Genomic DNA, 10,200 nt, shown 5'->3' with positions numbered 1-10,200 from the left:
GGTTTTGGGGGCCGGTGCTGCGCCCGCCGCCGGGGCCGCTGCGTTCAGCCGTAACGTCGGGATCAGCAGCCCTATGATGTAATATTATTTTTACAGTTTTCTACCCAAGAAAAGCGGAAAATTCTGCTAAAAGCAGATAAGTCAGATAGTGTTTTAATGTATTGATTTATATGGCTATATCTTTTTCATTATGTATGGGATTTCAGGGTGGGTAGGGTGTAATTAAAACAGTGTAATTTATTATTTACGAATTATGGATTGAATAATTTACATTCCGTGGTAAGGTGAGGGTATTGCAGCGGCGAGACCGGCTGCCCCCGATAACTGACAGGACCGACGTAATGCAAAAAGATGCCCTCAACAATGTACATATCAGCGCGGAAGAGGTACTGATTACTCCGGAAGAGCTGAAGAAACAGTTCCCATTAAGCACTGAAGATCAGCGCAATATTGCGCAGTCGCGTGACATCATCGCTAATATTCTTAAAGGCCACGATCACCGCCTGCTGATTGTCTGCGGCCCTTGCTCAATCCACGATCCTGAAGCGGCTTTGGAATACGCACGCCGTCTGAAAGATCTGGCTGAGGAACTCAGTGACCACCTGTACATTGTGATGCGCGTCTACTTTGAAAAGCCCCGTACCACCGTGGGCTGGAAAGGGCTGATCAACGATCCGCATATGGATGGGTCATTTGATGTGGAAGCGGGCCTGCATATTGCGCGCCGCCTGCTGCTTGAGCTGGTTGGTATGGGGTTGCCGCTGGCGACAGAAGCTCTGGATCCGAACAGCCCGCAGTACCTGGGCGATCTCTTCAGCTGGTCGGCCATCGGGGCGCGGACTACCGAGTCTCAGACCCACCGCGAGATGGCCTCCGGCCTGTCCATGCCGGTCGGGTTCAAAAACGGCACCGACGGCAGCCTGGGCACGGCGATCAATGCCATGCGCGCCGCTGCCATGCCGCACCGTTTTGTCGGCATCAACCAGGCGGGGCAGGTGTGCCTGCTGCAAACCCAGGGTAACCCGGACGGGCACGTGATTCTGCGTGGCGGGAAGACGCCGAACTACAGCGCTGAACATGTCGCGGCCTGTGAGCAGCAGATGAGCGAAGCAGGACTTCACCCTTCTCTGATGATAGATTGCAGCCACGGCAACTCAAATAAAGATTACCGCCGTCAGCCGTTGGTCGCGCAATCCGCGATTGACCAGATTAAGGCCGGCAACCGTTCTATTACCGGTCTGATGCTGGAGAGCCATCTGCATGAGGGCAATCAGTCTTCAGAGCAGCCGCGCGATCAACTGCGTTACGGCGTTTCAGTCACTGATGCGTGCATCAACTGGGAAAGCACCGAAACGCTGTTGCGTGATATGCATCAACAGCTGGGTAATGCGCTGGTCGAACGTAAAGCAGGAGAGTAAAAGGTATGGTGGCTGAGCTGACCGCGTTGCGCGATCAAATCGATGAGGTCGATAAAGCCTTGCTGGATCTGCTGGCAAAGCGTCTGAAACTGGTGGCTGAGGTTGGCGAAGTGAAAAGCCGTTATGGCTTGCCGATCTACGTCCCGGAGCGGGAAGCCTCTATGCTGGCCTCCCGCCGCCAGGAGGCGCAAGCGCTCGGTGTGCCGCCGGATCTGATTGAGGATGTGTTACGCCGGGTTATGCGGGAATCCTATTCCAGTGAGAATGACAAAGGGTTCAAAACGCTCCGCCCCGAACTGCGGCCGGTGGTCATTATCGGCGGGCAGGGCAAAATGGGGCAGCTGTTTAACCGTATGCTGACGCTCTCCGGCTATCAGGTCCGGGTGCTGGAGCAGGATGACTGGCCGCGGGCGGATGAGCTGCTGTCAGACGCCGGGATGGTGATTGTCAGTGTGCCGATCCACCTCACAGAGCAAGTGATTGCCCGCCTGCCGGCCCTGCCTGCCGACTGCATTCTGGTGGATCTTGCCTCAGTAAAGAACCGGCCGTTACAGGCGATGCTGGCAGTGCATGAAGGCCCGGTGTTAGGGCTGCATCCGATGTTCGGCCCGGACGTCGGCAGCCTGGCGAAACAGGTGGTGGTCTATTGCGACGGCCGTGAACCCGACGCCTATCAGTGGCTGCTGGAGCAGTTGCAGGTATGGGGCGCGCGTCTGCACCGCATCAGCGCGGTGGAGCACGATCAGAACATGGCCTTTATCCAGGCGCTGCGCCACTTCGCGACTTTCGCGTATGGCCTGCATCTGGCTGAGGAGAATGTGCAGCTGGAGCAGCTGCTGGCGCTGTCGTCGCCGATTTACCGGCTGGAGCTGGCAATGGTGGGGCGGCTGTTTGCACAAGACCCGCAGCTCTACGCCGACATTATTATGTCGTCAGAGAATAACCTGGCGCTGATCAAGCGTTACTACCAGCGCTTTGGTGAGGCGATTGCCCTGCTGGAGCAGGGTGATAAGCAGGCGTTTATCGACAGCTTCAAAAAAGTGGAGCATTGGTTTGGAGATTACGCCCAGCGTTTCCTGGTGGAAAGCCGTACGCTGCTGTTGCAAGCCAACGATAACCGTCAGTAACCACCTTCCAGAAAAAGATGTCAGACAAAAAGCCACGCCATGTTTCGCGTGGCTTTTTTATGGGAAGGGATCCCGCGTCAGCTTGGGTCAACCGGCACCACGTTCTCGGTCGGGTAACAGCCGAGCACTTTCAGTGACCGGGTAATCGGTGCCAATTCCCGCAGGGCTTTTTGCATACTCTCGCTGCGCAGGTTGGCCTGCACATCAATATAAAACATCTCCTCCCACGGATTGCCGTGGATCGGCCTGGACTCCAGTTTGGTCATGACGATGCCGTGCTCACGCAGTACCAGCAATGCCTCAACCAGGGCACCGGACTGCTGGCCGGTCGCCATGATCAACATAGTTTTCGCCGGCACCTGTTCAGACACGTCGATGGCTTTGCGCGCCAGTACAATAAAGCGGGTGATGTTCTGCTGCTGGTTTGCCAGCTTATGCTCCAGCACCTGAAGCTGGTACAGCGCACCGCCCGCCTCACTGCCAAGCGCTGCGACGTCCGGCGAGTTCAGCGCAGCCACTTTCTCCATGGCGGCGGCGGTGCTTTCACAATATTCAATTTTCCAGTCCGGGAAGCGGTTAAGGAACTGAGTGCACTGCTGGAAAGGTTGCGGGTGGCTGTACACCGTTTTAATCGCTGAAAGCTCAGTCGGCGTACTGACCAGGACACAGTGATCAATCGGGGTGGAAAGTTCCCCCACAATCGACAGGCTGGTGTGTTGCAGCAGATCGTAGACATCATTGATAGAGCCCGAACTGGTGTTTTCAATCGGCAGCACGGCGTAGTCCGCCTGGCCGGTTTCCACCTGTGTGAAGATGTCCTGGAATTTCAGGCAGCCGCATTCAACAAACTGTTCGAAATGGCGGGCCGCATAGTGGCGGGCAGCCAGGTGCGAGTAAGAGCCTTTGGGGCCAAGGAAAGCGATACGTGCGGAGTGAACTGTTGTCTGGTTAAGCTGCTGCTGCAGCAGAGCCTGCTGGGTCAGTACCGAATCTTCGATAATCAGCTGGAACAGCCGGGTGATATAGAAACCATCCAGATTACGTTGTTTACCGGCATCGATCAGGGCATCAAGCAGGTCCCGCTCACGTGCCTTATCACGGATAGGGCGGTGGGTATGCAGTTTGGCGCGGGCCACGTCGAGCGCCAGCCCGCGGCGTTCCGCCAGCAGATCCAGCAATTTGATGTCCAGGGCGGTGATGCGTTCACGCAATGCCAGTAAAGGGTTGTCGGTCATGATGTCTGCCTTTTGTTATCTTCTTATCAAAATCGGCCCATAAAAAAAGCCTCCGCGGGGGAGGCTTTTTCTGGTTCGTCTTCGCATTCTTTATCGTGTGACGAATCGCCTCCCAATCAGGGGAAGGTAAAAAAGAATGCGAAGAAAAACAGGTGTGGGCGCAATATAGAATTCCAAGGTTATTCACTGATCTTATATAAAGTAACCGCTGGCGTTTTTTTGTCAATAAAAAACGCGCCCGGTGGGCGCGCTCATTATGACTGGAAGGACTCAGGGCTCTTCAGGCTCCAGGTTGACCTCTTTGATGCAGGTCGCAGCCCGGCGCGCTTCATCTTTATGTTGCGCTTTGTTGAGCTGCCGCTCCAGTTTGGTAATCATCTCGTTTACTGCTGCATACATGTCGTCATGGCGGGCACTCGCCACCAGGGGGCCGCTGTTGGGGGTGCTGATGGTCGCATCAGCCTGAAAACCGTTGGGCTCTTTAGAAAGGACGACATGGGGGTTAATCAGTTGCGTTTGCCATTTATCCAGTTTGGCGAGACGGTCTTCGACATGCTGACGAATTGCATCAGTGATATCCATTTGTTTGCTGGTAATGTTGACTGTCATATAACTTACCTCTCTGTCTTTCCGTCTTGGATATCTTCAGCATAGCCTAATGACGCCCTCATTTTGTGATGAAGGTCACTTATTTTTGTCACTTTTTGTCAGCGAAGGCGATTATGTGAAGTGTGACGAAGATTAAAAAATTTGTGCTTGAGAGTTGTCGCCGGCTATCGCACTATCGTTCAGTTATATCGTCAGCCCCGTAGGCGCTGTTGTTCATTATTTGTTTGTTATTCAAACAAATGCAAAAAAAACGGCGGCCTCAGCCACCGTTCCTGTCCTGCTGCTTTACCGCATCATTACTGATTAACGGCAATGATTTTTGCGACCTTGTCAGCCTGGCCTGTGAGCTGAAGCTGCTTATAGGCATTTTCCATCAGCGGCAGGGCATCACGGGTTGCCTGCGTGTCCGGATAATTTTTCATCATCTGCTCAACACGGTTAACTACTGCAACGTATGCGCCGCGTTTCGTGTAATATTGCGCCACGGAGAGTTCATATTTCGCCAGACGATCTTTCAGGTAAACCAGACGCTTCTGCGCATCCGTGACATACTGGCTGTCAGGGTGGCTCTGAATCAGCTGGCTGAAATCGCGGAAGGCGGCACGGGCATGCTGGGGATCACGGTCAGAACGATCAACACCGAAGAAACCTTGCAGGGCACTGTCATCCAACGCCATGTCTGTCAGGCCACGCATATACATGACGTAGTCGATGCTCGGATGGGTCGGGTTCAGCCGTGCAAAACGGTCAATGGCTGCCTGCGCCATCGGCAGATCTGCAGATTTATAGTAGGCGTAGATCAGATCCAGCTGAACCTGCTGGGAGTAAGGCCCGAACGGATAGCGGTTATCTAACGCTTCCAACTGGGTGATGGCTCCTTTGAAGTCACCGTCCTGCAGTTTTTGCTGAGCGGTTGCATAGATTTCCGAAGGCGGGTTATCGGGCACCGCATCTTTCGAACTGGAGCAACCCGCCAGAACCAGGCTCAACGTGGCTGCAGCCACCAGATATTTCATACGCGTCATGACGTTTTGATTATCCTCAGGGTGTTATTCCGGGAGACTGTCCGTTAAGTTCCCGGCAAAGACCAGCTACAATAGCACATTATTTTAAACGGCATCGCCGTGAAAACCCAACGTTAACGAAGAAGCTGCATATGGCACAACAAGTACAACTCACCGCAACGGTGGCCGAATCTCAACTCGGTCAACGTTTAGATCAGGCTTTAGCGGAATTGTTCCCTGATTATTCACGATCGCGCATAAAAGAGTGGATTCTGGATGATCGTGTCCTGGTCAACGGCAAGATGGTGAACAAACCAAAAGAGAAAGTGTTGGGTGGCGAAGTCGTTGCCATTGATGCGCAAATAGAAGAAGAAGCCCGCTGGGAGGCGCAGGAGATTGCGCTGAACATCGTGTATGAAGACAGCGATATTCTGGTCATCAACAAGCCGCGTGACCTGGTGGTTCACCCGGGCGCCGGTAACCCGGACGGCACCGTGCTGAACGCCTTGCTGCACTATTACCCGGAGATTATGGATGTCCCGCGTGCGGGCATTGTCCACCGTCTGGATAAAGACACCACCGGTCTGATGGTGGTGGCGAAAACCGTCCCGGCACAAACCCGGCTGGTGGAAGCCCTTCAGCTGCGTGAAATCACCCGTGAATATGAAGCTGTCGCGATCGGCACCATGACCGCAGGCGGTACGGTGGAGCAGCCGATCGCCCGCCACTCGACCAAACGTACCCACATGGCCGTTCACCCGATGGGGAAACCTGCGGTAACGCATTACCGCATCATGGAGCATTTCCGTGCACATACGCGCCTGCGCCTGCGCCTGGAAACCGGCCGTACGCACCAGATTCGTGTTCACATGGCGCACATTAACCACCCGCTGGTGGGCGATCAGCTTTATGGCGGCCGTCCGCGCCCGCCAAAAGGCGCATCTGAGCAGTTTATTTCCACGCTGCGCGGTTTTGACCGCCAGGCGCTGCACGCCACGATGCTGCGTCTTTACCATCCGATTACCGGCATTCAGATGGAGTGGCACGCGCCGCTGCCGCAGGACATGGTCGATCTGATCGAGGCCCTGAAAGCCGATACCGAAGCCTTTAAGGATCAGCTGGACTGGCTATGAGTACGCTGATCCGCCCGCAATGGCCGGCACCTGCCACGGTCGCCGCCTGTAGCACCACGCGTCATGGCGGCGTCAGCCTGCCGCCTTATGCGTCGCTGAACCTTGGGGCGCATGTGGGTGACAACCCGGCGGCTGTGACGGAAAACCGCCGGAGCCTGGTGGCGTCGGCAGGGCTGCCCGCGATGCCTTACTGGCTCGAACAGGTACACGGCACAGACGTGTTACGGCTGGAGGGGCAGGCACCCTCTGCCGATGCCTTGCGGGCGGATGCGGTTTATACCGCCGTGCCGGGGCAGGTGTGTGCCGTGATGACGGCAGACTGCCTGCCGGTTCTGTTCGCTTCACGCCGGGGCGACGAAGTGGCGGCAGCCCATGCCGGCTGGCGTGGGTTATGCGCCGGTGTACTGGAAAATACGCTGAAGCAATTCCGTTGCCCGCCGGAGGAGCTCATCGCGTGGTTTGGCCCTGCTATCGGGCCGGATGCCTTTGAAGTCGGTGCTGAAGTGCGGGCTGCCTTTGTGGCAGAAAACCCGGCAACGGCCGCGGCTTTCCGGGCGGTGGGCAGCAAATACATGGCAGATATTTATCAGTTGGCCCGGCTCCGGCTTCAGGCCGCCGGGGTACAGGATACCTACGGTGGCGGGCGCTGCACCCTGACTGAACCGGAGAATTTCTTTTCTTTTCGCCGGGAAGGAACGACCGGGCGTCTGGCAACTTTAATCTGGCTGATATAATCTACGGCTCCGAGACGATCCGTGACGCATAAAAAAACTCCGAATATACGGTCAGGATAACCTTGAAAAGGTGAGGGTTGACCTCATTTAATCTCCAGTAGCAATTTTGACCTGTATTGGAGGAGTTATGCGTCTGGATCGTCTTACCAGCAAATTCCAGCTTGCCCTCGCTGATGCCCAGTCCCTTGCCCTTGGGCGTGATAACCAATTCATTGAACCTCTTCACCTGATGAGCGCTTTGCTCAACCAGGAAGGGGGAACCGTGCGCCCGTTACTGACATCCGCCGGGGTGGATGCCAACCGTGTACGGAGTGACATCGAGCAGGGCCTGGCCCGTTTACCGCAAGTTGAAGGCACCGGCGGGGATGTTCAGCCATCCCATGATCTGGTGCGTGTTCTGAATCTCTGTGACAAGTTGGCGCAAAAACGTGCCGACACCTTTATCTCATCCGAACTGTTTGTTCTCGCCGCCCTGCAGGATCGCGGTGCATTAACCGATCTGCTGAAAGCGGCCGGGGCGGAAGCAACCAGAATCAGTCAGGCGATTGACCAGATGCGGGGAGGAGAAAAAGTGAATGATGCAAATGCTGAAGATCAGCGCCAGGCACTGAAGAAATTTACCATTGATCTGACAGAGCGTGCCGAGCAGGGGAAACTCGACCCGGTTATCGGCCGTGACGAAGAGATCCGCCGCACTATCCAGGTATTGCAGCGCCGTACCAAAAACAACCCGGTGCTGATTGGTGAACCGGGCGTCGGGAAAACCGCCATCGTCGAAGGGCTGGCGCAACGGATTATCAATGGCGAAGTGCCGGAAGGCCTGAAGCATAAACGTGTGCTGTCGCTGGATATGGGCGCGCTGGTGGCGGGTGCCAAATACCGCGGGGAGTTCGAAGAGCGCCTGAAAAGCGTGCTTAACGATCTCTCTAAACAGGAAGGCAGCGTCATCCTGTTTATCGATGAGCTGCATACTATGGTGGGCGCAGGTAAAGCGGACGGTGCCATGGATGCCGGTAACATGCTGAAGCCCGCGCTGGCCCGCGGTGAGCTGCATTGCGTCGGGGCCACCACGCTGGACGAGTATCGCCAATATATAGAGAAGGATGCCGCGCTGGAGCGCCGCTTCCAGAAAGTCTACGTGGCTGAGCCGTCGGTAGAAGATACCATCGCGATTCTGCGTGGGCTGAAAGAGCGTTATGAGTTGCACCACCATGTGCAGATCACGGACCCGGCGATTGTCGCAGCGGCTACGCTTTCTCACCGCTACATTGCCGACCGTCAGTTGCCGGATAAAGCCATCGACCTGATCGATGAGGCAGCGTCCAGCATCCGCATGCAGATCGACTCTAAACCGGAATCCCTTGACCGGCTTGAGCGCCGTATCATCCAGCTTAAGCTCGAGCAGCAGGCCCTGAAAAAAGAGTCTGATGATGCCAGCCTGAAACGCCTTGAGATGCTGAACAGTGAACTCACGCAGAAAGAGCGTGACTATTCTGAGTTGGAAGAAGAATGGAAAGCGGAAAAAGCGGCCCTGTCCGGTACCCAGACTATCAAGGCTGAACTGGAACAGGCGAAAATCAGCCTGGAGCAGGCGCGCCGTGTGGGTGATCTCGGCCGGATGTCAGAATTGCAGTACGGGAAAATCCCTGAGCTGGAGAAACAGCTGGCGGCAGCGACACAGGCAGAAGGCAAAACCATGAAGCTGCTGCGTAACCGTGTGACAGATGCCGAAATCGCCGAGGTTCTGGCACGCTGGACCGGCATCCCGGTTTCAAGGATGCTGGAGAGCGAGCGCGAGAAGCTGCTGCGTATGGAGCAGGATCTGCATCAGCGGGTAATTGGCCAGAATGAGGCAGTCGACGCAGTGTCGAATGCTATCCGCCGCAGCCGTGCAGGCCTTGCCGATCCAAACCGGCCTATTGGTTCCTTCCTGTTCCTGGGGCCAACCGGGGTAGGGAAGACCGAGCTGTGTAAAGCGCTGGCACGTTTCCTGTTCGACAGTGACGATGCAATGGTGCGTATCGACATGTCCGAATTTATGGAAAAACATTCCGTGTCGCGGCTGGTGGGTGCGCCTCCGGGTTATGTCGGTTATGAAGAGGGGGGCTACCTGACCGAAGCGGTGCGCCGCCGTCCTTATTCCGTCATCCTGCTGGACGAAGTGGAGAAAGCGCATCCGGATGTCTTCAACATCTTATTGCAGGTGCTGGATGACGGGCGTCTGACCGATGGTCAGGGGCGTACTGTCGATTTCCGCAACACAGTCGTGATTATGACCTCTAACCTCGGTTCAGATCTGATCCAGGAGCGGTTCGGGCAGATGGATTACCCACAAATGAAAACCACGGTGATGGATGTCGTCAGCCATCACTTCCGCCCTGAGTTCATTAACCGTATTGACGAGGTAGTGGTATTCCACCCATTGGGCCGCGCGCATATCAAGTCCATTGCCGCTATCCAGTTGGAACGTCTTTACAAACGATTGGAAGAGCGGGGCTACAGCGTAACGCTGACGGACGCTGCGCTGGAGCTGTTAGGCGAAACAGGCTTTGATCCTGTCTATGGGGCCCGTCCATTGAAACGGGCTATTCAGCAGGAGATCGAGAACCCGCTGGCGCAACAGATCTTGTCAGGCAAGCTGCTGCCGGGCAGCCCTATCACCCTGGATGTTTCTGATGGCCACATCGTTGCTAAGCAATAAACAGTAAATAAGAAGAGAAAGGAGCCCGCATAGCGGGCTCCTTTTCTTTATGGGCGTTTCCCGACAGAAGCAAAGTCAAAGAAGTTATAAAGAAGTTGTTCATAAAAGCAGCGAAACAGGGCGATTTCGTACATAATAAGCTCTGTCTGTTCAAATATTCAGCGGTTGAATGTTTTTTTGAATTTAGGGGTTGCAGCCTGCGCGGAACTCCCTATAATGCGCCTCCACTGACCGGGAAC

8 protein-coding genes and 1 other annotated feature are annotated in these 10,200 nt (G+C 55.4%); of the genes, 5 read left to right on the top strand and 3 right to left on the bottom strand.

Annotated elements, in window-relative coordinates; genetic code table 11:
• The first annotated feature begins 341 nt into the window (after positions 1-341).
• Both CYR32_RS20880 and tyrA read left to right on the top strand, forming a co-directional pair.
• On the top strand, positions 342-1,418 hold the full coding sequence (locus tag CYR32_RS20880; RefSeq protein ID WP_101827004.1) for a 3-deoxy-7-phosphoheptulonate synthase: 1,077 nt from the start codon (positions 342-344) through the stop codon (positions 1,416-1,418).
• A gap of 5 nt (positions 1,419-1,423) precedes the next feature.
• Entirely contained in the window at positions 1,424-2,545 is a 1,122-nt protein-coding gene (tyrA, locus tag CYR32_RS20875) for a bifunctional chorismate mutase/prephenate dehydrogenase (RefSeq protein ID WP_101827003.1), read from the top strand.
• A 77-nt stretch (positions 2,546-2,622) separates the two neighbouring features.
• On the opposite strand, the gene pheA is transcribed toward tyrA, so the two are convergent.
• The 3 genes from pheA to bamD all read right to left on the bottom strand — a co-directional run bounded on the left by pheA (position 2,623) and on the right by bamD (position 5,414).
• On the bottom strand, positions 2,623-3,780 hold the full coding sequence (gene pheA / locus CYR32_RS20870; RefSeq protein WP_101827002.1) for a bifunctional chorismate mutase/prephenate dehydratase: 1,158 nt from the start codon (positions 3,778-3,780) through the stop codon (positions 2,623-2,625).
• Positions 3,781-3,819: 39 nt separating this feature from the next.
• Positions 3,820-3,945, bottom strand: a sequence feature (Phe leader region).
• 105 nt (positions 3,946-4,050) lie between these two features.
• Positions 4,051-4,389 (bottom strand): ribosome-associated translation inhibitor RaiA, encoded by a 339-nt coding sequence (raiA, locus tag CYR32_RS20865; RefSeq protein WP_072933735.1) that lies wholly within the window; start codon positions 4,387-4,389, stop codon positions 4,051-4,053.
• A 296-nt stretch (positions 4,390-4,685) separates the two neighbouring features.
• Complete coding sequence (gene bamD / locus CYR32_RS20860) at positions 4,686-5,414, bottom strand: outer membrane protein assembly factor BamD (protein WP_101827001.1); 729 nt, start codon at positions 5,412-5,414, stop codon at positions 4,686-4,688.
• Between the two features lie 131 nt (positions 5,415-5,545).
• Between bamD and rluD the strand changes: the two genes are divergently transcribed.
• The 3 genes from rluD to clpB all read left to right on the top strand — a co-directional run bounded on the left by rluD (position 5,546) and on the right by clpB (position 9,961).
• Positions 5,546-6,526 carry a 23S rRNA pseudouridine(1911/1915/1917) synthase RluD gene (gene rluD / locus CYR32_RS20850; RefSeq protein ID WP_101827000.1) on the top strand — a complete coding sequence of 327 codons (981 nt, stop codon included), beginning with the start codon at positions 5,546-5,548 and terminating at the stop codon, positions 6,524-6,526.
• On the top strand, positions 6,523-7,260 hold the full coding sequence (gene yfiH / locus CYR32_RS20845; protein WP_101826999.1) for a purine nucleoside phosphorylase YfiH: 738 nt from the start codon (positions 6,523-6,525) through the stop codon (positions 7,258-7,260). Before rluD ends, yfiH begins: the two co-directional genes overlap by 4 nt.
• Positions 7,261-7,387: 127 nt before the next feature.
• Positions 7,388-9,961: an ATP-dependent chaperone ClpB gene (gene clpB / locus CYR32_RS20840; protein WP_101826998.1), complete on the top strand. Its 2,574-nt coding sequence runs from the start codon at positions 7,388-7,390 to the stop codon at positions 9,959-9,961.
• The last annotated feature ends 239 nt before the right edge of the window (positions 9,962-10,200 follow it).

The sequence above is a fragment of the Chimaeribacter coloradensis genome (assembly GCF_002858715.1).
GTDB classification, from domain to species: domain Bacteria; phylum Pseudomonadota; class Gammaproteobacteria; order Enterobacterales; family Enterobacteriaceae; genus Chimaeribacter; species Chimaeribacter coloradensis.
Note: the sequence above shows the minus strand (reverse complement) of the source record. Positions and strands in the feature narration are given on the sequence as shown.

Coding starts and splice junctions, on each gene's coding strand:
- CYR32_RS20880 (WP_101827004.1), top strand. CDS start 342: ATGCAAAAAGATGCCCTCAACAATGTACATATCAGCGCGGAAGAGGTA.
- tyrA (WP_101827003.1), top strand. CDS start 1,424: ATGGTGGCTGAGCTGACCGCGTTGCGCGATCAAATCGATGAGGTCGAT.
- pheA (WP_101827002.1), bottom strand. CDS start 3,780: ATGACCGACAACCCTTTACTGGCATTGCGTGAACGCATCACCGCCCTG.
- raiA (WP_072933735.1), bottom strand. CDS start 4,389: ATGACAGTCAACATTACCAGCAAACAAATGGATATCACTGATGCAATT.
- bamD (WP_101827001.1), bottom strand. CDS start 5,414: ATGACGCGTATGAAATATCTGGTGGCTGCAGCCACGTTGAGCCTGGTT.
- rluD (WP_101827000.1), top strand. CDS start 5,546: ATGGCACAACAAGTACAACTCACCGCAACGGTGGCCGAATCTCAACTC.
- yfiH (WP_101826999.1), top strand. CDS start 6,523: ATGAGTACGCTGATCCGCCCGCAATGGCCGGCACCTGCCACGGTCGCC.
- clpB (WP_101826998.1), top strand. CDS start 7,388: ATGCGTCTGGATCGTCTTACCAGCAAATTCCAGCTTGCCCTCGCTGAT.